This is a genomic window from Streptomyces sp. NBC_00258, from assembly GCF_036182465.1.
Taxonomy (GTDB): domain Bacteria; phylum Actinomycetota; class Actinomycetes; order Streptomycetales; family Streptomycetaceae; genus Streptomyces.
Genome location: NZ_CP108081.1, coordinates 184205 through 210135 on the forward strand (window position 1 = coordinate 184205; position 25931 = coordinate 210135).

Annotated in this window: 13 protein-coding genes; 6 read left to right on the forward strand and 7 right to left on the reverse strand. The window is 69.4% G+C overall.

Features of this window, described 5'->3' with window-relative positions; all coding sequences use genetic code 11:
- Positions 1-86 precede the first annotated feature (86 nt).
- Positions 87-683 (forward strand): TetR/AcrR family transcriptional regulator, encoded by a 597-nt coding sequence (locus tag OG718_RS00850; RefSeq protein ID WP_328842765.1) that lies wholly within the window; start codon positions 87-89, stop codon positions 681-683.
- Between the two features lie 66 nt (positions 684-749).
- The gene (locus OG718_RS00855) at positions 750-2009 is read left to right on the forward strand and encodes a transposase (RefSeq protein WP_328842766.1); all 1260 of its coding nucleotides are present in this window, start codon (positions 750-752) and stop codon (positions 2007-2009) included.
- 14 nt (positions 2010-2023) lie between these two features.
- Here OG718_RS00855 and OG718_RS00860 read toward each other — a convergent pair whose 3' ends face one another.
- The 6 genes from OG718_RS00860 to OG718_RS00885 all read right to left on the reverse strand — a co-directional run bounded on the left by OG718_RS00860 (position 2024) and on the right by OG718_RS00885 (position 11454).
- Positions 2024-3718: an ISAzo13 family transposase gene (locus tag OG718_RS00860; RefSeq protein WP_328842767.1), complete on the reverse strand. Its 1695-nt coding sequence runs from the start codon at positions 3716-3718 to the stop codon at positions 2024-2026.
- A gap of 71 nt (positions 3719-3789) precedes the next feature.
- The gene (locus tag OG718_RS00865) at positions 3790-5484 is read right to left on the reverse strand and encodes an ISAzo13 family transposase (RefSeq protein WP_328842767.1); all 1695 of its coding nucleotides are present in this window, start codon (positions 5482-5484) and stop codon (positions 3790-3792) included.
- Between the two features lie 277 nt (positions 5485-5761).
- Positions 5762-6466 (reverse strand): TetR/AcrR family transcriptional regulator, encoded by a 705-nt coding sequence (locus OG718_RS00870; protein WP_328842768.1) that lies wholly within the window; start codon positions 6464-6466, stop codon positions 5762-5764.
- A 112-nt stretch (positions 6467-6578) separates the two neighbouring features.
- Positions 6579-7988 (reverse strand): MFS transporter, encoded by a 1410-nt coding sequence (locus tag OG718_RS00875; RefSeq protein ID WP_328842769.1) that lies wholly within the window; start codon positions 7986-7988, stop codon positions 6579-6581.
- Positions 7985-9718: a CocE/NonD family hydrolase gene (locus OG718_RS00880; RefSeq protein WP_328842770.1), complete on the reverse strand. Its 1734-nt coding sequence runs from the start codon at positions 9716-9718 to the stop codon at positions 7985-7987. The genes OG718_RS00875 and OG718_RS00880 overlap by 4 nt, the downstream gene beginning before the upstream one ends.
- Before the next feature lie 941 nt (positions 9719-10659).
- Positions 10660-11454 carry an AbiTii domain-containing protein gene (locus OG718_RS00885; RefSeq protein WP_328842771.1) on the reverse strand — a complete coding sequence of 265 codons (795 nt, stop codon included), beginning with the start codon at positions 11452-11454 and terminating at the stop codon, positions 10660-10662.
- A gap of 592 nt (positions 11455-12046) precedes the next feature.
- On the opposite strand from OG718_RS00885, the gene OG718_RS00890 reads away from it, so the two are divergent.
- From OG718_RS00890 to OG718_RS00900, 3 genes are all read left to right on the forward strand, one after another.
- Positions 12047-15283 (forward strand): bifunctional cytochrome P450/NADPH--P450 reductase, encoded by a 3237-nt coding sequence (locus OG718_RS00890; protein ID WP_328842772.1) that lies wholly within the window; start codon positions 12047-12049, stop codon positions 15281-15283.
- 196 nt (positions 15284-15479) lie between these two features.
- Positions 15480-16721, forward strand: coding sequence for an MFS transporter (locus OG718_RS00895; protein ID WP_328842773.1), 1242 nt, complete (start codon positions 15480-15482; stop codon positions 16719-16721).
- 160 nt (positions 16722-16881) lie between these two features.
- On the forward strand, positions 16882-17811 hold the full coding sequence (locus OG718_RS00900; RefSeq protein WP_328842774.1) for a ribosome-inactivating family protein: 930 nt from the start codon (positions 16882-16884) through the stop codon (positions 17809-17811).
- 616 nt (positions 17812-18427) lie between these two features.
- Here OG718_RS00900 and OG718_RS00905 read toward each other — a convergent pair.
- On the reverse strand, positions 18428-21874 hold the full coding sequence (locus tag OG718_RS00905) for a S8 family serine peptidase (protein WP_328842775.1): 3447 nt from the start codon (positions 21872-21874) through the stop codon (positions 18428-18430).
- 273 nt (positions 21875-22147) lie between these two features.
- On the opposite strand from OG718_RS00905, the gene OG718_RS00910 reads away from it, so the two are divergent.
- Positions 22148-25918 (forward strand): nSTAND1 domain-containing NTPase, encoded by a 3771-nt coding sequence (locus OG718_RS00910; protein WP_328842776.1) that lies wholly within the window; start codon positions 22148-22150, stop codon positions 25916-25918.
- Positions 25919-25931 lie beyond the last annotated feature (13 nt).

Below are 25931 nucleotides of genomic sequence, written 5' to 3' on the forward strand. Positions count from 1 at the left end.
GCAACACTGTTTCAAACGTCAATATACAACAGCGTTGTAGGCTGTACTCTGCAGATTGGAAACCAAGGCGGAGGAGATTCGGGCACATGCCGACTGAGGTGGAGAGCACAGAACGCAGGCGCCAGATCGGCAAAGCTGCACTACGCGTCGTTCGTGAACGTGGAGCGGCCCAACTCACCATCCGCGCGGTGGCCGACGCCATGGGCGGCTCCACCAGCCTGGTCACCCACTACGTCCGCAACCGGCGTGAACTGCTGATCCTCGCCTTCACCGCCGTCGAGCACCGGTGGGCCGCCGAAGAGAACCGCCTGGCCCAATTGCCCGCCGCTGACCGCATCGACTACCTCGCCCAGTGGGGGGCGAACTGGTCAAGCGAGGAGGACGAGGTCCTCGCAGCCCTCCTGCTGCACCTCCTCACCGAGGCCAGGCCCGCCCCGGAAAGCCTCGCCGTCGTACACCAGGAACTCGATGCCTGGCGCCAGGCACTTGGCGAGGCCGCGGAGGCCGCCGACATCCGCTCCCCCTGGGCGTCCGCCGACCTGATCTACCTCGTCTCACGTGGCGCCATGCTCAGCACCCTGGAACACCCCGACGCATGGACCGCTGAACGCCTCGCCGCTGCCGCCCGCAACCTCAACCGGCTCCTGCGCCCCGCCCATCCGTCCTCGTCCGGCCGTGCGTAGCCGACGCCTGCTGCACTTCCGGCAAAACCGCGACCGGAGACCCTGGCCGGCCCGCTCGCCCAGCCGGTGACTCCCGGAGTGCGGTTCGGGCCGTTCCAGATGGTCTCCTTCGACGGCTGCACCTCGATCAAGCTCCCGGATACCGAGCGCAACGTGGAGTGGTTCGGACCCGGCAGCCGTGGCGGGTATCCGATGCTGGAACTGATGACCCTGGTGGAGACCGGCACCCGTGCCCTGATCGGCGCCGTGTTCGGCACTCCCAGCGACGGGGAGACCTCCTACGCTCGCAGGCTCCTGCACCACCTGGGCCCCGGCATGCTGGTCCTGTGGGACAAGGGTTTCGACGCCAATGCCTTCCTCGCCGCCGTGCACGACACCGGAGCCAGTTTCCTGGGCCGTCTGCGCGCCAACCGACGCACCCCGGTCCTGAGCCGACTCACCGATGGCTCCTACCTCTCGGTCATCGGCACCGTCCCGGTACGCGTCGTGGAAGCGCAGATCACCGTGGCCTATGACGACTGCTCGTTCACCAACTCCTACCGGCTGGTCACGACACTGACCGATGCTCGTCGGTACCCCGCCCCGGCCCTCGTTGCCCTTTACCACCAGCGCTGGGAGCACGAGTCGGCGTATTTTGCCCTGCGTCACACGATCACAGACGGCCGGGTCCTGCGTTCAGGCGACCCAGTCGGGGTCGAGCAGGAGATGTGGGCCCTGCTCGCCCTCTACCAGGCACTTCGGACCGTGATGGTGGAGGCCGCCGAGTCCCGGCCGGGCACCGACCCGGACCGCTGCGGCTTCACCATAGCCATCCAGACCGCCCGCGACCTCGTGGTCCAAGCCGCCGACGTCATCAAGCCCGGCACCCTGGGCAACCGCACCACCGGCGTCATCGGCAACCGGGTCCTGGCCGGGCTCCTCCCGCACCGGCGCCCCCGCATCAGCACCCGAAAAGTCAGGTCACCTGTCTCCCGGTACGCCGAACGCCAAGACGACGGCCGCCCCGACACAAGCCGCCTGGTCACCGACCTCGACGTCACCATCCTCGAACCCGATCCCAACCTGCCCACCGTCTCACACGACGATCGGCACACACCGGCCGCCGACCGGCGCCGACAGCACGTCCTGGACCTCCTTCACGCAGAACCCGACCGCCAGTGGCACCCCCGCGACCTCGCCCGCCACCTCGGCGACATCACCCTCGGCACGATGTACCGACAGCTCGACAGATGGGCCGTAAACGGACTCATCTCCAAGACCGGCCCCGCCACCTACAGCAGCCCGAGAACTCGCTCAACCCCCTTCCCACCAGCGGAAATACGCTAAGGGCTTGCAGAGAATTAACTCGCTGTCTTGATCTTTGGTGTCGGGGTGATGCCGAGGCGGGTGGCGAGGTCCGCGAGGTCGTCCAGGGTGGCCAGTCGAGTGGCGGCGGGTTCGATGGTGTGTCCGATCGCGTCCAGGAGTCGGCGGGTTTGGCTGATGGCGCGGTTGAGGGTCACGGGTGTGACGGTGAAGAGCGGGGCGATGGCGACCTGGGGGAGCTTGAACCGCTGGTAGAGGAGGGTGGCCAGGAGCCGGTCGACGAGGGTGAGGCCGGGGCGGCGGCCGGTGTAGAGGCCGGCGGAGGGGACTTTCCGCCGGTCCCCGCCGCGTCTTTGGTGAAGGTCTTCTTCCCGCTGGAGCTCTCGGGCGGCTCTCAACTGGGTGATCAGCTGGTCCCACTGGTCGTGCGGCAGACCGGTCAGGTCCGGATGGGCCAGCCAGGCGCGACCGGGGCCGGGTAGATCCTGAGGCGGGATGGGAGGGATCCCGTCCCGGCAGTGCGACTCGGGGCGAAGGGTGTAGTTCCAGTCACCGTGCCAGTCGTGGCGGCTCAGAGGCAGGGCGTCCATCTGCCGGTCGCCGATGCGGATGCCGGTCTCGTAGGCGGTGGTGTCGAGTTCGGCGTGGACGCTCAATCCGGTGCGGGTGGTGGTCGCGGCGATGGACTGAACGATGACGTCATGGCTGGTCAGGGGCCTGCCGCGCCAGTTCATGGTGATGTGGGCGAACAGTCGGTGCTCGATCCGATTCCACTTCGAAGTTCCCGGCGGAAAGTGACACACGGTGATGTTCATGCCTGTTTCCAGGGCCAGGGCGGCGAGTTCGGCCTTCCAGGCGCGGGTGCGGTAACCGTTGGAGCCACCGGCGTCCGCGGTGACCAGTAGCCGTTTGGCCTGCGGGTAGTCGTGCTGGCTGCGGCCCTTCCACCAGCGGCGGATGGATTCCACGGCGAAAGCGGCGGTGTCGTGGTCGGTGCCGACACTGACCCAGCCGGTGTTCGCGGCCAGGTCATAGATGCCGTAGGGCACAGCTTTCCCGAGTTCTTTGTCGGGGAAGTCATGGGTGCTGACCTGCACGGGGTCACCCGCCGGCCGCCACTCGCGGCCGCCGTTCCTGTACGGCCCGACGATTTCCTTCTTCTTCGTATCGACGCTGATCACCGGGTCGCCAGCGGCCTGGTGGGCCTTGGCCTGCTCGTTGATGTAGCGGAACTGGCCGTCCCGGTCGGGGTGTTGTCTACCTTCGACGGTCTTGGCGTTGCCCTGGAGGCTGAAGCCTTCCTCGCGCAGTACGTCGGCAACGGTGTCGGCGGATATCCGGTGGCCCCGGCGGGTGAGTTCGCCGGCCAGATGGCGGGTGGATTTCGTCGTCCAGCGCAGGGGCGACATCGGATCGCCCCGCACGTCCGGCTCGACCAGAGCCAATAGCGCCGGACGCAGCCCCGGGTCCAGATCGACTGTCCGCTTACGGCCGCCGCCCGCCCGGCGCACCCGCCCCAACGGGGCCTGTCCGGAGTCAAGTTCGGCGACACCCAGAGACACCGTACCCTCGCGCACCCCGGCGGCACGGGCGACCAGCCCGATCCCGCCATGGCCGATCGACCGGGCCTCCGCGCCCATCAGCAGACGCCTCTGCCGCTCATCCAGATGTGGCAGGACCGCCTCGAACTTGGCTGCCAGCTCGGCCTGTTGTCCTTCCAGAGCGCCCATAGCAGACCAATGAACCACGGAACGTGAAGCTACGGGTTAATTCTCTGCAAGCCCTAAGGGCTTGCAGAGAATTAACTCGCTGTCTTGATCTTTGGTGTCGGGGTGATGCCGAGGCGGGTGGCGAGGTCCGCGAGGTCGTCCAGGGTGGCCAGTCGAGTGGCGGCGGGTTCGATGGTGTGTCCGATCGCGTCCAGGAGTCGGCGGGTTTGGCTGATGGCGCGGTTGAGGGTCACGGGTGTGACGGTGAAGAGCGGGGCGATGGCGACCTGGGGGAGCTTGAACCGCTGGTAGAGGAGGGTGGCCAGGAGCCGGTCGACGAGGGTGAGGCCGGGGCGGCGGCCGGTGTAGAGGCCGGCGGAGGGGACTTTCCGCCGGTCCCCGCCGCGTCTTTGGTGAAGGTCTTCTTCCCGCTGGAGCTCTCGGGCGGCTCTCAACTGGGTGATCAGCTGGTCCCACTGGTCGTGCGGCAGACCGGTCAGGTCCGGATGGGCCAGCCAGGCGCGACCGGGGCCGGGTAGATCCTGAGGCGGGATGGGAGGGATCCCGTCCCGGCAGTGCGACTCGGGGCGAAGGGTGTAGTTCCAGTCACCGTGCCAGTCGTGGCGGCTCAGAGGCAGGGCGTCCATCTGCCGGTCGCCGATGCGGATGCCGGTCTCGTAGGCGGTGGTGTCGAGTTCGGCGTGGACGCTCAATCCGGTGCGGGTGGTGGTCGCGGCGATGGACTGAACGATGACGTCATGGCTGGTCAGGGGCCTGCCGCGCCAGTTCATGGTGATGTGGGCGAACAGTCGGTGCTCGATCCGATTCCACTTCGAAGTTCCCGGCGGAAAGTGACACACGGTGATGTTCATGCCTGTTTCCAGGGCCAGGGCGGCGAGTTCGGCCTTCCAGGCGCGGGTGCGGTAACCGTTGGAGCCACCGGCGTCCGCGGTGACCAGTAGCCGTTTGGCCTGCGGGTAGTCGTGCTGGCTGCGGCCCTTCCACCAGCGGCGGATGGATTCCACGGCGAAAGCGGCGGTGTCGTGGTCGGTGCCGACACTGACCCAGCCGGTGTTCGCGGCCAGGTCATAGATGCCGTAGGGCACAGCTTTCCCGAGTTCTTTGTCGGGGAAGTCATGGGTGCTGACCTGCACGGGGTCACCCGCCGGCCGCCACTCGCGGCCGCCGTTCCTGTACGGCCCGACGATTTCCTTCTTCTTCGTATCGACGCTGATCACCGGGTCGCCAGCGGCCTGGTGGGCCTTGGCCTGCTCGTTGATGTAGCGGAACTGGCCGTCCCGGTCGGGGTGTTGTCTACCTTCGACGGTCTTGGCGTTGCCCTGGAGGCTGAAGCCTTCCTCGCGCAGTACGTCGGCAACGGTGTCGGCGGATATCCGGTGGCCCCGGCGGGTGAGTTCGCCGGCCAGATGGCGGGTGGATTTCGTCGTCCAGCGCAGGGGCGACATCGGATCGCCCCGCACGTCCGGCTCGACCAGAGCCAATAGCGCCGGACGCAGCCCCGGGTCCAGATCGACTGTCCGCTTACGGCCGCCGCCCGCCCGGCGCACCCGCCCCAACGGGGCCTGTCCGGAGTCAAGTTCGGCGACACCCAGAGACACCGTACCCTCGCGCACCCCGGCGGCACGGGCGACCAGCCCGATCCCGCCATGGCCGATCGACCGGGCCTCCGCGCCCATCAGCAGACGCCTCTGCCGCTCATCCAGATGTGGCAGGACCGCCTCGAACTTGGCTGCCAGCTCGGCCTGTTGTCCTTCCAGAGCGCCCATAGCAGACCAATGAACCACGGAACGTGAAGCTACGGGTTAATTCTCTGCAAGCCCTAACTACCCGGCCTTGGGTCAAGGCCCCCCGAGAGCCCTGGACATGAGCGTGCACCTCCGGGTCGTCCAACTGTTCGCCCAGCTCTGCGGCCTCATCGAGCCACCGGTCGGCGGTCGCGAAGTCGCTCTGCAGCAGTGCCACCCAGGCGGCAGCCCACAGGGCCCTGGCCCTGGCCAGGGTGGGCTCAGGCGCGGCCGCCAGGATCCGGTCGAACGTCGCCAGTTACCCGTGGCTGGTGTCGGTGTCCTTGCTGATGCTGTCGCTGATGACGCGCTCGAGGAGGGTGAGGACGTCGTCGAGGGGGTAGTCGGAACCGGCCAGGGCGTGGTGGAGGTTGATGCCGTCGACGGCGGCGAAGATCAGCTCTCCGAGGACCTTGACCTGATCGTCGGAGAGGTCGGGCAGGTCGGGAGCCTGCAGCAACTGGGCGAATGCGCCGATGGTCCACACGTTGAGGCGGGCCAGCCGGATACGCAGGGCATCGTCGCGCAGGGCGAGCGCAGTGATGTCGAAGTAGGCGCGGGCGGCTTCGCGGTCCTGGCACATCCGGCTGACCGTGGCCATGTAGGCGTGCCATCGGTCGTAGCCGGAGTCGAGGTGACTGACGTTCTCGGCGAGGTCGGCGACGGTGTCCGAGTAGAGCAGGTCCATCAGGTTCTCGATGAGTCCGTGCCGGGTGCCGAAGTGGTAGGAGACCGTGGTGACGTCCACGTGGGCTTCCCTGGCCACGGCCACAAGGGTCAAGCCGCCGGTGCCATGGCGCAGCAGCACGCGGTGGGCTGCCTCCAGGATGGCGCGGGTGGTGCCGGGGTAGTCCTCACGCCGCTGCTGCAGAGGGCTGCCCTGGCCGGAGGGGCGACGCACGACTTCGCGAGGGCGGCCCCGGCCTCGTTTGGTGGGTTCGCTGCTCGGCGAAACCTCGTCCACGTCGATGTCACCTCTGGTGGCGTGAGCCGCTTCAGCGGCTGTGATGTGCCGTCATGATAGGGCGCGTGTGCGGCGGGACCGAGGTAAGCATGTGAACGGTGAACTGTTTTTGCTACAGGTTTGCCAGCAAGTCGGCTTTGGCGGCGGGCAAAATGGGGGTGTCGGCGGCCCGGGAGTCGAGGGCGGCTCGGACAGCGTGGTGTCGCTGGTGGGTGAGGCCGAGCCTGAGGCAGCACAGGATGCCGGGGATGAGCCACACGGCGGTGCCGATCGACATCAACAAGCGGATGGCCTCGCGGGCGGTGTGGTTGGGGTGCTCGCCGCCGTGGTAGCCGGCGGCTGACAGGGTCAGGCCGACGAACCAGACCGCGAGGGCGGCCAGGGCGGTCTGGGCGAAAGCCGCCAGTCCGTACAGGGCTCCTTCGCGCCGCTCGCCGGTGCGCAATTCCTCGATGTCGCTGACGTCGGCCAGCAGGGACCAGGTGGTGACGGCCACGGCCATGCTCCCGGCGGAGGAGAGCAGGATCAGCGTCCACAGCAGTACCTGGTCACCGGGATGCAGCAGCAGGAACAGGCACTGGGTGAAGAACCAGCCGGTGGTGAAGGCGACGTAGGTGCGTGTCTTGCCAATGCGGCTGCTCAGGTACTGCACCAGCGGCAGCCAGGCGAGCCCGGCCATAAACCACACGAGCAGCAATGCCGAGGCCATGCTCTGGCTGAGCTGCATGATGTGGAGCGCATAGTAGAGGTTGACGGCGCCAGTGACGCTGATGGGGGCCCAACCGAACATCAGTGCGCCGAGCAGACGGCGCACGGTGGGTGAGCGCAACATCGCGAACTGGTCCCGCATGCGGGTGGTGGCGGGTTCAGCAGCCGTTTCACGGCCCCTCGCGGTGGCCCATGTGATCAGGATTCCGGCGGCCGCGAGCAGGGCGGTGACGGCGGCTGCCGTGGACCATCCGGTCCTGCCGCCGCCGAACCATCCGGCCAGCAGCAGGGGGGCGACCGCGCCGACCAGCGCGCCCATCTGGGAGCAGGCGGTGCGCACGGTGGCCAGGGCGGTGCGTTCTGGCGCGTGGGTGCTCAGCTCGGCCCCGAGGGCGCCGTAGGGGACGTAGAAGAAGGTGAGGCAGGCGGACCAGGCGATGACGACGGCGCCGAAGTACAGAGTCTGGGCTATCCCGCTCCATCCGGGATCGGTGAACAGCAGCCACGAGGTCACCGCATAGGGGACGGCCGCGAGGGCCAGGAACGGCAGCCGGCGGCCGTGCCGGCTCTGCAGCCGGTCGGAGCGCAGGCCGATGTAGGGCTGCAGCAAGGTGTTGCACAGGGTTCCCAGCAGCATGAGCGTGCCGCCGAGAGCCGCGCTCGCGTGGACAATGTCGGTGAAGAAGTACAGGAAGAGGGCGGTGAAGGAGGTCCACACCACCGCATTGGCCCACTCGCCGCCGCCGTAGCCCCAGCGCACCGCCCGGGGCAGGGCCGGGACCAGTGCGGCCGGGGTGGCTGCCTGGGCGGTCATCCGGGCTCCCCCAACACGAGGACGTCGAGGTGGGAGGGTGTCTGGGCGCTGTGGTGGATCGTCTGCCGGGCGGTGCGCATGGTGACGCCGTCTCCATCGGGGCCGGTGTTGAGGTTGCGGTCCCAGCGGTCGAAGGAGCTGCTGGAGACCTCGATGGCGATGCGGTGACCGGCGGCGAAGCGGTAGCCGGTGGCGGTGAGGGAGATGTCGATGTGTCGCGGTGCGCCGTCGGCGGGGGCTTGCGGGGTGTCAGTCTGATCGGTGTGCGAGAGGCGGCAGATACCTTCCTGGACGAACTGTGCGTGCCCGTCGGACGCGATGTCGATCAGTGCGGCGGTGAAGTCGGTGCCGGGGGCGGTGGTGCTCACCGCAAGGCGCACTGATACAGGGCCGACGATGTCCGTGGGGCGCTCCAGTGGTTCGCTGCGGTAGACCAGTACGTCGGGCCGGCGGTGCAACGGGCGGCGGTCTTCCAGCCCGCGGGTCATCGCCCACAGGTCCTTGCCCTGCCAGGACCGCACCGGATCGGCGGGATCGTAGGTGAACTGGATGTCCGGCTCGGGGCCGGTGGGAGCCATCGGACTGAGGGTGCCGTCGGCGTGCAGGTAGAGCCGGTAGGGGCGGGCTTCCGGCGGCGGCCATGCCGTGGTGTGGTGCCAGCGGTCGGCGCCGGTGATGTAGAGGCTCACTCGGGGGCCGAGGTCCCGGCTGGCCATCACCGCGTCGATGAACTCCAGGACCCGATCCCAGGTCCGCGGCCCCTCCGGGATGGCAATGCGGCCGATGCGGCCGCTGTGGTCGCTGCTGGTCTCGTGGTCGGTCGGACCGATGACCAGGCGCCTGGGAACCTCCGGTCGGCGTACCGCCAGCTCCTGCCAGGCCTGCAGCGCGCCGGGGAGCAGGACGTCGTACCAGCCGTCCCACACCATGACCGGCACCTCGATCTTGTCGATCAGGTGACGGAAGTCCAGCTCCTCCCAGCGGGCCATGCGGGTGGGGTTGTCGACGGCGTCGCGGTAGTTGTCGCTGGGCAGACCAGCCGCCTCCGACATCTCCCGCAGCGGCAGGTGCTCACTGTCGAGGCGGTACCAGTTCAGGTATCCGCTGCCCGCCTGGTCGCACGCCCACATGGCCGTGCTGCCCAGACACAGCGCCCCGCCCTCGTACAGCATCGTGTACATGTCCAGACCCATGTCGCCGGGGGCAGTGCAGACCACCGCGGGATGCTGAGAGGCTGCGCCTGCCCAGGCGGTGAAGCCGTAGTAGGACTCTCCGGTCAGGGCGACCCGCCCGTCAGACCAGGGCCGGCGAGCGATCCAGTCGATGGTGTCGTGGCCGTCGTCGACCTCGTTGACGAACGTCGTCCACTGTCCCTGTGAGCCGAAGCGCCCGCGCACGTCCTGCACGGCGCACGCATAGCCGCGCCGGGCCCAGAAGCGGCCCACGGCGGGCATGTATGTATAGCTTTCGCGGTTGCCGTACGGAACTCGGATCAGCACCGCCGGGAACGTCCCCGGCGCGCGATCACCGCCCGACTCCGCGGGCAGGTAGACGTCCGTGTTCAGGGCCACACCGTCCCGCATGGCGACCATGTGGCTCTCGCGGACCGCTTTGGCGTGGCGGGCCGCAGTCGCGGACGGCAACTCTTTGAACGGGGTGACCAGATGCTTGCTGGCGGCCATGTACAGGCGGGTGAACGCCCACTTGGTATCGGCGATCAGGTGCGGCATGTCGGTCCTCGTCGCTCGGGCGCACACGGCGTCTTCAGCTGGTGGCCGCGGACGCTAGTCGTCCGGGGTGCGAAGACCATGGGAATAATTCACGGCCAGTGAGCGCCCGCCCTGTGAACCGCAGGGGCCGCACCCAGCTGGGATTCCTCCGGGATGACCGGCTGGCTCCGCGTGGTCGGCCAAGGGTCGGGGCAGATTCGGTCAGGACGGGTGCGGTTCGGTCCCGTCAGGTGGCGATCACGCCGCCACCGTTGTCGTGCACGATCACCTGAATTCACGGACGGAGCAGTCGGCGACCAACAGCGTTCCAGGCCGTCCGGCCCGCCAGCCGACGCGACGCGGCCAGTGCCTCCTCCTGGACGGGGAAGTTGCCTGGAGCGCGGCGCAGTGCTGACACCCGTTGGGGTCAGCTGCCGCACGCGCATGGTCCGGCTGTACCAGTGAGTGATGGCAGCCCGGCTCCGCCGGGACCAGCGATCACGACGCTCCGCGCCGCGGGTAGTGAACATGCCGTGTCCGGCTCCGCCGGACCAGACGCGGCGACGCTCCGCGTCGCAACCATCAGATTCGCTCCACCACCGGGCTGAAGCCCGATGCACTGCGAATGAACCCCGATCGACCGGGGCGGGCTGGACACAGACCGCCGACGCACCGGGGGGTCCTTCCTGCATTTCGAGCACGCACAGGTCAGACCGAGAACGCGAAGGGGCACGCTGGTCGCGCTCCCGGGCGCCGGCACCCTGGGCAGCTCGAGATCATCCGGGTCGAAGTCCTCGCGTTGGGCGAGTCCATCGACGCGCTGGCACGTTGCGCACTGTGCTTCCCAGGCGACGCTGTCCGTTCTTTACAGAAAGCCACCGCGTGCGGCAACCCACACAGCACACGGTGCGCACGCTCCCGAACCGGTTCTCCACGTCCGTCCCTGCGCCGATGACTGCGGGCTATCTGAGCGCGATGATCGCGGCGACGGCCGCGACCACCGTGCCGATGGATCCCAGGGCTGCCACGAAGAGGCCCCACGGAGCCCAGCGGCCCGATTGCTGGCTCCCAGAGGTGTCCGGGGACTGGCCGCCGATGGTGAGGGACAGCTGGTTCTGGTTCCCCTGAATCCTGATGTCCCGCATGACCTGACTGACCCTCGCAGCCGAAAGGGCCGGTGCGTCGGCAGAGGTGCTGGCCCGAAGCTCGGTGACGAGTTGCACGAGGCGGGTGCGCACCTGATCCAGCAGACCGTGGAGGGTGGCCGGGCCCACGTTCCAGTACACCGAGGTGATGTTGATCGGTGCCCGTTGTTCCTGCGCGATGAGCACGGCCAGTTCATCCGCCCCATGCGGGACGATCTTGATGCTGCCGTTGACGGCATCGGCCTGCTGGGCCAACTGGGCAAGCTCGGTGACGCCGTTGCGGATCAGGGCCGGTTCATCGACGACAGCCCGGCACGCCGCAGGGATCGCGTAGCGGTTGACCGGCTGGGCATTGTTCTGGAGCACACCGCCGCCGGCGGGGGTCAGGGCGTCGATACACAGTCCGGCGTGCACCAGGCGATAGTCAGGTAGTTCTCCAGCGGGCACGTTGTCGTAGCCGCGTAGCTCGCGTTCCGCCCATCGCCGCAGCTCCGCGGACCCCGTCTGGCTGCCCAGCACGAGGCATTTGCGCAGTGCGCCGCTGAGGGGACGGGTCTCATCCAAAGCGTCCTGCTCGATCTGCTGGAGCAGATCAATAGAAGTGGATTCCACGGTTGTTGATCGTAGTGAGGACCACTGACAGCGGGAGTGTCGGTGATTCCCGTGCACCGTGCATCCCAGGCTCACTCAGCGTTTCGGGCTCGTGTTGCGTGCCTTTTCTGGAGCGTTCTTGTGTCCGCCGCTGACCTGCGGCGGACGAGGTCTTCGACCAATTCTGTCCCGTGCGGGTGGGCAGCGGTCGGGATTTTTTCCCTCGGTGTCCTCGCCCCAGAGGGCTAGCGTCCCTGACGACCAGGGGGAAACGGGCCGATCGCCCGCATTACGAGGACCGATATGCCATACCTGACCGCCTGAGCCGGGGGGCGCTGACGCGCCGGTGCCGAGCCGCCGTCACCCGGATGACCGCCGGGCCGGCTCACGTTTTCGGCGCGTACCGCACACCCGGCGCCACCTAGCACCTGCTCGCACCGGGCCCGGCTGGTGACTCCATCACCTGCCGCAGCGCCCGCCAGAGCACCCTGAACCAGCCCCTGGCCTGCCAGCCCGGGAGGCGCCTCTTCACCGCCGAGGCGGCCGCTGGCCGGGGGCCCGATGCGGCCAAGGCATCGGCTCTCGCCACGTTTTCGCAGAGAAAGGCACACGCATGACCTCCTCACCGGTGCACAAGACCGAGCCGATTCCCGAGCGGTCGGCCTGGCCACTGATCGGCCACGCCCTCGACATCCCGGAGGGAGCCGAAGGCCTGACCTATCTGATGCAGGAGGCCAAGGAACTCGGCCCGGTGTTCAAGCTCCGTATCTTCGGCGAGGAGATCCTCCTGGTCTCCAGCCTGGACCTCGTCGCAGAGCTGTCGGACGAGTCCCGGTTCCGCAAGAACGTGCACTCCGACCTGGTCACCTTGCGGGAACTAGGCGGAGACGGGCTGTTCACCGCGTTCAACGACGAGCCGAACTGGCGCAAGGCCCATGACATCCTGATGCCGGCGTTCTCCCTGGGCGCGATGCGCGGCTACCACGCGTCGATGCTCAGGGTAGCCCGCGAGTTGATTGCCACCTGGGACTGGGACGTGGAGCAGCGCCCGGTGGATGTGGCCGCCGACATGACCCGCCTGACCCTCGACACGATCGGCCTGTGCGGGTTCGGCTATGACTTCGAGTCTTTCCGGCGGGATGAGCCGCACTCCTTCATCCCGGCCCTGGCCAGGGCCCTGGACTTCGCTCAGGTCCAGGGTGAGTCGATTCCCGGCACGGCGCTGTTCAGGTGGAAGAAGGCCGAACAGTTCCGCAAGGACGTCGCCCTGATGCAGGAATTGGTCGACGACGTGATCCGGCAACGCAAGGCATCGGGGGACCGCAGCACCGACGACCTGCTGGGGCGGATGCTGCACACCTCCGACCCGGTGACGGGCGAGCCGCTGGACGATGTCAACATCCGCCACCAGGTGATCACGTTCCTGATCGCCGGTCATGAAACCACCAGCGGCGCCCTGTCCTTCGCCCTGTACTACCTGACCAAGCACCCCGAGGTGCTGGCCCGCGCCCAGGCCGAGGTCGACGCGTTGTGGGGCGACACCGACGACCCGGACCCGAGCTACGCGGACATCGGCAAGCTGGCCTACATCCGCCAGGTCCTCAACGAGGGCCTGCGGCTGTGGCCGACGGCCCCCGGGTACGCGGTCGAGCCGCTGGAGGACACCGTCATCGGCGGCCGGTACCGGGTGCGCAAGGGCGAGTCCCTGTTCGTGCTGACCCCTGCCCTGCACCGGGATCCTGCGTGGGGCGACAACGTCGAGCTGTTCGACCCCGAGCGGTTCACGCCCGAGCAGGAGGAAGTCCGTCCCGTCCATCTGTTCAAGCCGTTCGGCAACGGTGAACGCGCCTGCATCGGCCGCCAGTTCGCTCTGCACGAGGCGACGCTGGTGCTCGGCATGCTCATCCACCGCTACCGGCTGATCGACCACGCGAACTACCAGCTGCAGATGAAGCAGTCGCTGACCATCAAGCCGGACGGGTTCACCCTGCGGCTTGCCCCCCGCACCAGCGGTGACCGCCGCCTGCCCGCCGCGGCCGCCGTTGCCGTGCCCGTGGCCCAAGAGCGGCCCGCCGCGGTGCGCGTGAACGGCACCGCGCTGCGCGTGCTGCACGGCTCCAACCTGGGCACGTGCGCCGGCATCGCCCGTGACCTGGCCGCGGACGGCGACGAGCACGGTTTCACTTCCTCGGTTGCCGCCCTCAACGACGCCGTCGGTCAACTCGGCCCCGATCAGGGCCCTCTGGTGATCGTGGCCGCCTCCTACAACGGCCGGCCCACCGACGATGCCGCACAGTTCGTGGCCTGGCTGGAGGAGCTGGCCCCGGGCACGCTGGAGGGAGTCTCCTACGCCGTGCTGGGCGTCGGCGACCGCAACTGGGCCGCCACCTACCAGCGCGTCCCCACCCTCATCGACGAACACCTTGCCGCCGCCGGCGCCACCCGCCTGCTGGAGCGCGGCGCCGCCGACGCCGCCGGTGACTTCGCCGGCACCGTCGACCGCTTCAGCGGCGACCTGTGGGCCACCCTGCTTGAGGCCTACGGCGCTCCCTCGGACGCCGAAGCCGCCGCCGTCACCGAGGACACCGGCACCGACCAGGGACTGTACGAGCTGCAGGACGTCTCCGAGCACGTCACCGGTCCCCTCGCCGCCCGGCACGGCCTCCAGCCCATGACCATCCTCGACGCCTACGACCTGGTCGACATGTACGACCCGGTCGACAGTGGGCGCCTGGTCGGCCGCCCCAAGCGCTTCCTGCGGCTGCGGCTGCCCGACGGCGTCACCTACCGCACCGGCGACCACCTCGCCGTACTCCCCCGCAACCCGGATCACCTCGTGAAGCGGGCCGCAGAGCGGTTCGGCCTCGATCTGGAGCGCACCGTGCGGCTGCAGACACGCCGCCGCAGCCGCAGCGCCCTGCCCGTCGACCGGCCGCTGACCCTGCGCCGTCTGCTCAGCGACTTCGTGGAGCTGCAGGATCCCGCGACGCCGGAACAGGTCGCGGTGCTGGCCGAGCACACCGGCTGCCCGCCCGAGCAGCGCCCCCTGGCGGACCTCGCCGCAGCCGACCCGGACACCTTCCACGAACAGGTCACCGCCACAGGCCGCAGCGTCCTGGCCCTCCTGGAGCAATACCGGGCCTGCGAGCTGCCCTTCGAACGGTTCCTGGAACTGCTGCCGGTCCTGCGCCCGCGCCACTACTCCATCTCCTCATCTGCCGCGGCCGCCCCCGGCGAGGTGGACCTGATGGTCTCCCAGCTGTTCGCACCCCACCGCAGCGGCCAGGGCCCCTTCCACGGCATCGCATCCAACTACCTGCAGACCGTGCCGGTCGGCGAAACCCTCCAAGCCCGGGTGCTGCCGTGCAACGAGTCCTTCCGACTGCCCCAGGACACCTCCGTCCCCGTGATCCTGGTCAGCGCGGGCACCGGACTGGCCCCCTTCCGCGGCGCCGTCCTCGACCGCCACCACACCGGCTCCACCGGCCCCCTGCTCTGCTACTTCGGCTGCGACCACCCCGACATCGACTACCTCCACCGCGAGGAACTCGAAGCCGCCGAACAGGCCGGAGCCGTCAGCCTGCGCCCCACCTTCAGCGCGACCCCCAAGGACGGCGCCCGCTTCGTCCAGCACCGCATCGCCCAGGAGGGCGACGAGGTCTTTACGCACCTCAAGGCCGGCGGACGCGTGTTCGTCTGCGGCGACGGCCGCCGCATGGCCCCCGCCGTACGGGAGGCTTTCATGACCATCTACAGCACTCACACCGGCGCCGACGACGACGAAGCGCGGGCCTGGCTGGCCTCGCTGACCGAGTCCGGCCACTACGTCGAAGACGTCTGGGCCGGCTGACCGCCAGCCGCCGACCTGCACCCCCAATCGCGTCCGGGTCCAGGCCTCCCCTCTCGGCCCGGACGCTCCCTTCGCACGCTCCAGTACCGGACACGGCACCCGAGCGCCTACCAGTTCTGAGGTTACTGACGATGCTCCCCCTCCCTCCCGCTGCCGTGCCCGCCTGCCAGGCGGCCCTCCGCGCAAGGGGCATCCAGTGAAAACAAACAGCGGCCCCGCGCTGACCTTCACCGTCGCCGCAGCCCTGATCGCCGGAGTCACTCTCGGCAGCAGCGGCACCAACGTGATGCCCGTCTTCGTCGACGACTTCGCCGACCGCTTCGACCTGTCCAGCACCAGCGCCGGACTCGTCGCCGCCAGCCAGCTGATGGCGGTCGCGCTCGCCACCCTCCTGCTCGCCAACCGCGCCGCCCGCCCCGGACGCGTTCGCATGGCCCGCAACGGGCTGGCCCTGGCCACCGCAGGATTCATCGGCGCCGCCGTCGCCTTCGACATCCTCACGCTGATCGTGGCCAGCCTGCTACTCGGCGCCGGACTCGGAGCCGTCTACGCCGCCTCCACCGCCGCCCTGGCCGGCGCCGGCGACGACGCCGACAAGACCTCCTCGATCACCATCACCGGCGCGGTGTGCGCGAGCGCCCTGCTGCTCCTCGCCGTCCCGGCCGTCAACGAGTCCACCGGCGGAGGCACCGGCTTCTTCCTGCTGGCCGTGTGCTGCCTGCCCGGCTGGTTCCTGGTGGGCCGCCTCCCCGACGGTCCCGGCCCGGCGAGCGGTCCTTCCACGACCGCCCCCAACGCAGCCTCCCGGCCGGCCCATCCCTCCGCCACACTGCTGGTCGGCGCTGCCCTTCTGTCAGCCGTCACGCAGGGCGCCTGGTCCTACGCCTCCGTCCTTGGGCGCGACCACACCGGTATGTCTGCCTCCGCGCTCTCCGCCGTCCTGGCTATCTCCAGCGTCGTCGCACTGGCCGGAGCCGTAGCCGGACCGCTCGCCGCGAAGCGTTTCGGCCGCCTGCGCTCGATGGCCGGGTTCGTCATCGTCGAAGCGTTCAGCATGGGGCTCCTCATCGTCACCCACAGCCCTGCCCTGTTCATCGCCACCGCCGTTGTCTGGCAGGCATGCCAGCTGGCCGTCCTGGTGCAGATGCTCGCGGCCGCCTCGGTCATCGACTCCGCCGGCCGGTGGGTGGCCGCCCTCAGCGGCGCCGGAGCACTCGGCGAAGGCATCGGCCCCCTGTCCGTCGGCGCGATCATGGACAGCTTGGGCGTTGACGTCCTGAGCATCCTGCTCGCTGTCGGAACCCTCCTCGCCTCACTTCCGCTCCTCAGGATGACCGCTTCCAGCGCCGTGGCATCAGACGCCGGTGTCGCACCCCACCCGCAGGCCACGCCCATCGCGAGGACGACTACCGAGAAGCCGGTCTCACCAGCGGAATGAAACAGCCGCTCCGCGGTGCGACAGCACACCGTGGAGTCTCTGCGCGGGCACGGATGCCTCAGGCAGCCGCCACACCACCGGCGATCCGGACCGTCGGTACGCCACCCCGGACGGGACCTCGGGGTCCCGTCCGGGCTCTACGAAAAGGAGTCTGACTCTCATGTCCCTAAAACAGACGATCCCGGCCGGCAGTCCCGGCCACAAACGGCGCTCCCGGTGGCTCACCGGAAAGTTCCTGGTTCTGTTCCTCGCCGTCGCCACGCTCCTGGCAGGCACCGCGCTGGTGGCGCCCCAGTTCCAGGAGAAGGCCAGCGCCATCGACGACGGGCGGGACATCACCTGGGACGTATCGGGTGGGCAGAAGGCGTACGACGCCATGATCAACGCGGTACGCCAGCGGGCGACCGGCGGAAGGGTGCTGCGAGAAGGGATACTGCAGACCGATCCCTCCCTGGACCCCAACAATCCTGCCAACGTCTTCGCCATCAACCTGCAGGCCAGTGCCCTACCCGGCAGCTCGGACGCGAACAGCGTCCGCCTGATCATGCGAGCGCGGGACCTGTTCGTCATCGGCTATCAGGTCACGGGCGGACGAGGCCCGACAAACCCCCACTTTCTGCGAGGCGACGCTCCCGGCGGGATGACGGGTGACCCGCTCAATTTCACGGGCAGCTACACGGACCTGGAACGGGTCGGCCGCCAGGAGCGGGCCGGCCTGAAGCTCACCCTGGAGGGAATGAGCACTGCGTACAGGACCCTGCGAGACGACGCCAACGAGAACGCGGTAGCCCGGTCGCTGATGTTGTTCGTCATGACCATCGCGGAGGCTGCGAGGTTCGATCCGCTGCGGCAGAATTTCAGGGGGGCCTTCGACGCCAACGGCGGCCAGGCCACCGTCGGCGTTGCCGATGCGGCGCTGATGAACGCCTGGAGCACGGCCTCGCAAGAGGTAGTCGACAGCCTCAACACCGGTTCGGCCATCGACTTCCGGATCGACGACCCGCAAACAACGGGCATCGACTTCTTCGCGACCTCCCTCACCTCGATGGCCGCGATCCTTGCGATCGCTCTCTTGCAGAGCCCGTCCTGAAGGTGCAAGGCCCACACGGCCGACCCATGGGACGTTGCGCCTCCTGCACTGTCACCGACAGCAGTGCCCGCGTACGCAGATGACACGGGCCACGGAAAGCGCACAGAGGTCGGCCTGGACTCCGATACCCACGGGCCCTGTCGTACCGCCTTGTGACTCTTCGGCGTCCAGACACGATCATGCATGACCCACGACAGGAACGACCGCGGCCTTGAAGCCGCAAAGACCACCCGCCGCACTGCCAACCGCAGTCGCACTCGCTGCTATCGGACTGCCGCGTAATACAGTCCGATAGCAGCGGCCAATAGGGGCTTTTCGGCTGTGCAGTTGCCGCGGGCGCCCCCGCGGTACAGGAACGTCAGACCGTGAGGTCGGCAGCCCACAGCCGGTCCGGGCGCTGTGAAGACGCCCTGCACCAGGTCAGGGGCGGAAGTGGCCTTCGGGTCCCGGCGGGTGAAGACTTTACGACTGGGACCGATGCCCGCGAGATCGGTTGCGCGCATCGATCACTCGACCTACTTGCATCCCACGTGGACTCCTCCGGTGCCTGAGGACGGCCTGCACGGTCCAACCGGCTACCGGTTGGCACGGCCCTTGATACCAGGCGGAGCGCTGATCACCTGACGGTGCGATAAGCGTTGCTGATCGTCCCGGTGTAGGTGTTGCCCTCGGTGTCGGCCAGGGCGGCCTTGAAGGACACGGTGCCAGGCCTCTCCGGATGGGCGAGAGTGACCGACCGCTTGCCGGACGCATCGGTGTGGACAGCGACGGGGAGCCAGGTGCGACCTGCGTCGTAGGAGACCTGCACGGCAAGGGACTTGAGGTGTCCCTTGGCGGCCGCCGGTCCGTGCACCGTGACCGGCACCACCGTCTTCTGCCCGGCCTTGGCGGTGGCGGTCAGGCTTAGCTTCGGTGCGAAGCGGACGGTGGAGAGCGGTAGGGGCTGCGCCGGGCCGTTCGTGTCCACGTACTGCGAGGTGAAGGCCCAGGTCGCGGAGACCTGGTCGCTGACCTGGTAGATGTCCAGTCTGCGCTGCGATTCGGCGGTCAGCGTGAACCTGGTCGGCTCCTTGGGCAGACCACGCATCACTCCATTGCCGCACGGATCGTCGGTGGTGCTGAGATAGGTTTTGCCGCCGCCGGTGAGCACGGTCTTCTGCTGGGCGCCGTAGTCGACCACGTAGTGGCCGTCGGAGAGCAGTGAGTTGCACAGGGCGTAGTTGTTGCCCGAACGGTAGCCGCCGATCCAGGTGGAGCCGCCCGAGATGTGCGGGCCGAAGACGGCCTTGTTGTACGTCTCGTGATAGGTACGGCCGGGCCTGTAGTCCCTGGCGTTCAACCCCCTGATGGAGGAGTACGGCAAGGTCACGTCGGGGCGGTAGAGGTCCACGCCGAGATTCCAGCGCAGGCCTTGGTCGGCCGACACATAGGTCACGGCGCGAGTGGCCGGCAGCGGAGTCCGCGAACCGATGGTGCCGTGGTCGGAGTCGGTCAGCTGCGGGAAGCCGGGAGTCTCCCACTGGCCGGTGGGCGCGGCGCCGGCGTCCTTGATGGCGGAGCCGATCGTCATGTCGACCCTGGCCATCGAGGACCGGCGGACCGTTCGGGTGAGGCCGGTGAAGAAGGACCCCTTCCGGCCGACCACGATGTGGTACTGCGGTGAGCCGGCTCTCGCCGCGCTCCAGACGCCGCTGACCTGGGCCATGAAGCTGTCCGCCGGGGCGTTCGGGCCGACCTGGGCGAGGGTGATGCCGGTGGCGTCGACGGCCTGGGAGTAGTCGTACGCTCTCTCGCTTCCGTTGGAGGCGTACCGCACGAGCGGATAGGGGCCGGCGGCCCCGGGAACGGGAGCCTTGATCGTGACCTTCTTGGCCTTGCGCTGGTCGAAGACGAGCGTGGTGTCTTTGGTGAGTGACACGTGGGGGGCGACCAGCATCGCGTACTTCTCGCCACCGTCCCAGATCCAGTCGTCCACCAGGTAGCGGCCCTTGGGTAGCCGGAGCGTCGCCCGGTAGTCGCCGTCGGTGTCATTGTCGTAGGGAGCCCAGATCTTGGCGGAGGTCTTTGCGGCGACGTTGACCATGGCGTTGGCCGGGGCCTTGCCGTCCAAGCCGATGCTCTGGACGGTGAGGTTGTACGACTCGACCTCGCGGACGACGAGTCCGGGGGTGCGGACGACGATCCCGCCGTCGGCGGATGTGGCGGTCACCGCGCCGGAGTGCACGCCGTCCTTCGCGTCCACGCGGGTGTCGGCGGTGGCGGTCGCGGTGGCGGTGCCGCCCGCCGGGATGGTGAGCGTGGCCGGGGAGACGGTGAACATGCCCGCCGTGCCGGTCGCCGCGAGGTTCAGGGTGACGCCTTCGGCGCCGGTGTTGCGGTAGGTGAGGGTCTTGGTGACCGGAGTGTCGTCGTGGTGCGGCCAGGACTGGGTGCCGAAGTCGAGGGACGGGGGCCCGGCCACGACGCGCTGGGTGATGGCGTGGGTGAGGTCGACCCGGCCGGAGCCCTGTTCGTACGCCGTCAGTTTGGCGTCGGCCTTGGCGGAGGCCATCAGCGCGGCCTTGATCCGTTCGCCGGTCCAGTCCGGGTGCTGCTGGGCGAGGATGGCCGCGGCCCCGGCGACGTGCGGGCTGGCCATCGAGGTGCCGGACAGCTTGATGTAGCCGTCGGTGTCTGCGTCCGTGCCGATCTTGCCGTGTTTGGCTTTGGCGGCGACGGTGTCCACGCCGGGCGCGGAGATGTCGGGCTTCAGCCCGCCGTCGGCCGTCGGTCCCCGGCTGGAGAACGGGGCCAGGGCGTCTTGCCGGTTCACGGCGGCCACGGTGAGCGCGGCGGCGGCGCTGCCCGGTGAGCCGAGGGTCTGGTCGGAGGGGCCCGAGTTGCCCGCCGAGACGGCGAACAGCACGCCCTTGGACGCCGACAGTTCGTTGACGGCCGCCTCCATCGGGTCGGTGCCGTGGCTGTCGGCACCGCCCAGGCTCATGTTGACGACCTTGGCACCCTGGCCGACCGCCCACTGCATGCCGTCGATGATGCCGGAGTATGTACCGTAGCCGGAGTCATCCAGCACCTTGCCGTTGAGCAGCCGTGCGCCAGGCGCGACGCCCTGGTACTTCCCCGAGGACGCGGCTCCGGAACCGACGACGGTGGACGCCACATGAGTGCCGTGTCCGAAGCGGTCGTCCGTGTCGCTGGAGCCGCTGAAGTCCTTTGCGGCGACGACCCTGTCCTTCAGATCCGGGTGGGTGGCGTCGATGCCGGTGTCCAGGACGGCCACCTTGACGCCCTTGCCGTCCCAGCCGGCCTTCCAGGCATTGGGCGCCCCTATCTGGACCGTACCGGTGTCCTCGCCGGGCGCGTCGGCGGCGGCCTGCGGGGCGGCCCTGACCCTGCCGTCGAGCCAGACACGGTCCACGCCGGGCGCCGTGGTCACCGCTTCCGCGGACCCGGTGTCGGTGTCGGTGTCGGTGCCGGTCAGAGCACGCCAGACATCCGCCGAGTCCTGCCGGACGGCGGTCAGCGACTGGCCGTGCACGGCGGGCAGTTCGCGCCGCACATCGGCCTCCGCCGCCCTCAAGGCCCGCTCGGCACCGGCTCGTTGGTTCTTGTCGCCCTTGTAGGAGACGATCAGCGGCAGCCGCTCGCGATGCTCGTTGTCATAGCCGTCGGCGAGGAGCTGTGTGATGTCGAACAGCCGGCGGTCCAGCCTGCCGCTGTTCAGCAACTTGATCGCGTCCGCCGGGATGACGAAGGTGTGCCCGCCCGCCAACTGCGTCGAGTAGCCGATGCCGGTGCGGCCCTTGCCCCGCTCCACACCGACGACCCGGCCGTCGCGGCCCACGAGGACGGTGTCGCCGGTGATCAGGGTGATGTGTGCGACGGCCCGCGTCGCGACGCCGCTGGGTAGTCCGGACGCCGGGCCCGGTGCGGCAGTTGACGGGGGGGCGGTGGCGGTGCCGGCGAGGCCGATCGCCAGCATCGCGGCCGTTCCGTACGCGACTGCCGTGCCGCGTCCGTGCAGGCGGCGTCTCTTGCGTAGACGGTGCTTCAAGGGATGGCTCAAGGAATGCCTCTCTCCTCTTCCCCGCTTCGGTGATGTGCGGTGCCGCGCACGCGGACGGATGCGGCCCCGGATCGGGGGCGTCCGGGGCCGCGGCTTGGGCGACGGGGTGACCAGGCGTCACCTCGCCGAGAAGAAGTCTTGGTGACCGGCGCGTTTGTCAGTAGCCCTCCGGCCCTCTGAACAATTCCGTTGACCAGCAGGAAAGTTGAGGCGGGCACCGTTCCGGCTAGTTTGGTCGCCGACTCCCTGACGATCAGCGAAAGGTACGGCCCTGTGGGACGACGCGAGAAGCCCGTGGACCCCGACGCCGGTCCAATACAACGGCTCGCCCACGAACTGCGCGCCCTCCGCGAGCAGGCCGGGAAACCCACGTACCGAGAGATGGCGGGGCGGACGAGGTACTCGACGAGCGCACTGTCGCAGGCGGCGGCCGGTGAGCAACTACCGTCGCTGGCACTGGTCCTGGCGTACGCGCAGGCCCTGAAGGCGGACACCGGGCAATGGGAAGAGCGCTGGCGCGAGGCACACCGGGCTGTTGTGCGGTCCGGTCAGGACGCGGAAGCCGTACCGCCGTACCGGGGACTGACCCGGTACGAAGCGGACGACCGGGAGCTGTTCTTCGGCCGGGACAACCTGGTCGGCGCGTTACTGGAACTGGTGGGGGAGCACCGGATCGCAGCGGTCTTCGGACCGTCGGGGAGCGGGAAGTCCTCGCTGCTGCGGGCCGGGCTGATCCCCCGGCTCCAGCAAGCCCCGGCCCCTGACAGACCGGCCGTGATCCGGGTGCTCACCCCAGGTGAGCGCCCCGCGCACACCCACACGGCGGCGCTCACTCCCCACGGCGCCGAGCAGGACACATGGGTGATCGTCGACCAGTTCGAGGAGCTCTTCACCCTGTGCCATGACAGCGGGCAACGGGAGGGCTTCCTCGATCTGCTGCTGGCGGCCCGGCGGCCCGAGAGCCGACTGCGGGTGGTCGTCGCGGTCCGCGGGGACTTCTACGGACACTGCGCCGCCCACCGCGAACTGGCGGACGCCGTGAGCCGGGCCAACCTGCTGGTCGGGCCGATGGATCCGGCCGAACTACGGGAGGTGATCACCAGACCGGCGGCCGCCGCAGGCCTGAGCGTGGAACACGCGCTGACCGCCAGGATCGTCGACGAGGTCACCGGCCGGACAGGCGCGCTGCCGATGCTCTCGCACGCCCTGCTGGAGACCTGGCGGCACCGCCGGGGCCGGACGCTGACCATGACCGCGTACGAGGAGGCGGGCGGCGTACACGGCGCGATCACCGCCACGGCTGAACAGGTGTACGCCGAGCTGTCCCCGGTCCAGGCCCGCATCGCCCGCCGCATCCTGCTGCGCCTGATCGCCCCCGGCCAGGGCACCGCCGACACCCGCCGCCCGGCGGCACGCGCCGAGCTGGAGCCGGGGCCACAAGGGCAGGCATACGGGCGGGATGTCACCGGCGTCGTCGAACTCCTCGCCGCCGCCCGCCTGATCACCCTGAACGACGGCACCGTCGAGCTCGCCCACGAAGCGCTGATCAGCGGCTGGCCCCGGCTGCGTGACTGGGTCGAGGAGGACCGTGAGCGGCTGCGCGAGCAGCACCGGCTCTCCGAGGCCGCCCGCGCCTGGCAGGAACTGGGCCACGACCCTGGCGCCCTGTACCGGGGAGCCCGGCTCAGCCGGGCCGAGGATCTGTTCGCCGTGCCGGAACGGCCCGCCGCGGACCTGGCGGACGACCTGACCCGCTCGGAAGGTGCCTTCCTCACCACCGCGCTGGCCGCCCGCGACGCCGAACGGGCGGCCGCCGCCCGTACCACCAGGAGGTTCCGCACCCTCAGCGGCGCCCTTTCCGCGTTTCTGGTACTCGCCCTCGTGGCTGGCCTGCTCGCCTGGCAGGAGAACCGGGCGAGCGAGAACGAACGGGCCAAGGCCGCCGCCCGCAGCGTCGCGGCGATCGCCGACAGCCTGCGGTCCTCCGACCCCCGCACTGCCATGCTGCTCGGCGTCGCCGCCTGGCGGATCGCCCCGCTGACCGAGACCCGTTCGGCGTTGCTCGGTGCCCTGGCCCAGCAGGAGCGGGACACCTTCACCGATCCGGAGAAGGGCAAGGACGTACAGCGGTTCCTCACCGGCCGGGGCCGGATGCTGCTCAGCGTCGTGGGCCGTCGGACAGTCCTGCGGGACGTAACCGGTCACCGACCGGCCGTCCCGGTCCGGCTGCCCGAGGACGCGGGGGTGGCGGATGTCAGCCCGGACGGCAGGATCCTCTACCTCGCGGGGAAGGACGGTGACCAGTTGTGGGACCTGCCAGCGGGCAGGGCCGCCGACCCACGTGTCCTGCGGAAGGCGGCACTGCTGGACTTCGGGGCCGACGGGCGCACTTACCTTCTTGGTACGCCGCGTACGCCGCGGGGGCCGGGCACCGTGCAATTGCGCCGGCTAGGGAAGGACGAGGTCCTCTTCGAGGAGCCCCTGCCGGAGGACTTGTCCGGCGCCGCTCTCGGCGCGGACGGCCGGCTGGTGGCCGTCTGCCCCTCCGACGGCCCGCTCCGGGTATGGGACACCGCGCGCCGCAAGCGCCTGCGAGGGCCATGGGACAGCGCGTCGCGGGGCGCCTGCGCCATCGGCACCGGCAAGGTCCGGTTCAGCCACGACGCAAGGCTGCTGGCCGTAGTGTCCAGGACCGGGATCCAGATCTGGGACATTCCCCGTGAGCGTCTCCTCACCGATCTTGAAACCCGCGGCGGCACTGGTGTCATGGACGTCGACTTCACCCCGGACGGGGCGTTCCTGGCGACGGTCGACGACCAGGAACTCGCGGTGTGGCGCCTGACGTCACCCGGCGTGCGGGCCTTCCGGCGTCCGCTGGCCGGCGAAATGGTGCACGGCCTCGCCTGGGATCCCGGGCCGGATCGCGTGCTGCGCTTCCTCGTCGGGGCCACCGTCCACTCGTACGACCTGAGTGCCAACCTCACGCCCCGCTGGCAGAGTTCGCCACCGGACTCTGCCGTACTCAGCCCGGACGGCACCGTCCTCGCGACCGGGATCGCCTCCGGCGTCGGTGGCCGCTGGGCCCTGCGCTCCACCCGTACCGACACGGTCCTCACCGAACAGCCCCCACGGCCCGCAGCCGGGAAGGGCCCCGTGCCCGGTTCCCCCTTTCCCCTGCTGGCGTTCAGTCCGGACAGCCGGGCACTCGCGATCAGCGAGACCATATCCTCACCCGGTTCCGCGCGGCAGCGGCTCACTGTGTGGGACGTGGCGGAGAACAAGGTACGGGCCTGGGCCGACGTGCCAAGGGCGGAGGGCAGCCTGCCGGTCGCCGTCGCCCTCGGCCCCGGCGGCCGGACACTGCTGGTCGCCAGCTCCGAGCGGGAAGACGCCGTGGTGGAGGTCTGGGACACCGGCTCCGGCCGCCTGCGCAGGACAGGCACGGTGCCGGGCTTCTCCGGTGTAACCCTCGCCGTACGGCCCGACGGGCGGCTGCTCGCCGGGTCGGGAGACCAGTACGCCCGGCTGCCGTCCGGTCCTGTCATCGGCCGTACGCTCAGCGAGGGCAGGGACGTGACCGCACTGGCGTTCAGCCCCGACAGCACCCGGCTCGCGACCGGGGACTCCTCCGGCCGGGTGACCTTGTGGGACGGCAGTGTGCAACACCGCTCGGGCGTTCTGGCCGGTTCCTCCACCACCATGTCCCAAGAAGATCCTGAGGCCGTGACCGCACTCACCTTCTCACCCGACGGCCGCACTCTCGCCGTGGGCGGCGTGAACGGCAGCCTCCAGCTCTGGGACGTCGCGTCCCGGCAGCTCCTCGTCGGCCTGGCCACCCCCGGTGAGGAGATCCGCTCCCTCGCCTTCGGCCGGGACGGCGGCACGGTGTACGTGGGCAGCCCGCACGTCCCGCTCCAGAAGTACCCCATCGACCCGGAACAGGCCGTCACCGGGATCTGTGACCGCACCGGCTCCGTCGGCCTGTCCAGGGCCGACTGGAAGTCGCATATCCCGGACGTTCCCTACCGCAGGATCTGCGGTTAGCGGGCCGGGGCAC